At 50.6% G+C, this 312-nt stretch carries 1 protein-coding gene; it reads right to left on the reverse strand.

The genetic code is table 11. The features are described from left to right. Positions 1-117: 117 nt before the first annotated feature. Positions 118-312, reverse strand: a 195-nt coding sequence (locus tag HP552_RS00030; RefSeq protein WP_175393798.1) for a hypothetical protein, incomplete at its 5' end; no start/stop codon positions are given.

Genomic DNA, 312 nt, shown 5'->3' on the forward strand with positions numbered 1-312 from the left:
CCGACTCATTCCCTAATTCCTCAGCTGCCTTTTTCACGCCACGTTCAGCCGCTGCCACCGCACGTTCATTCAGCAAATCCAGCTGCTTCAGAAACGCGCTCGCATTGATTTCCATACTCATAGGTGAATCACCGTCATCATGAATTCCCCTTCCAGGTTACGTGGAACCTTGTAAGAGATGATTTTCTTGGTTTTCTCGTTGCCGTTCGGCTCCTTGAAAGTCACTTCATCCCCATATCCCACTGGAACCTTTCCAGGCATGCGAATATGGACAGAACTGGTTACCTCCTGCCCGTTCTCCCCTATGACGCG

The organism is Paenibacillus xylanilyticus, from assembly GCF_013359935.1.
Lineage (GTDB): Bacteria > Bacillota > Bacilli > Paenibacillales > Paenibacillaceae > Paenibacillus > Paenibacillus xylanilyticus.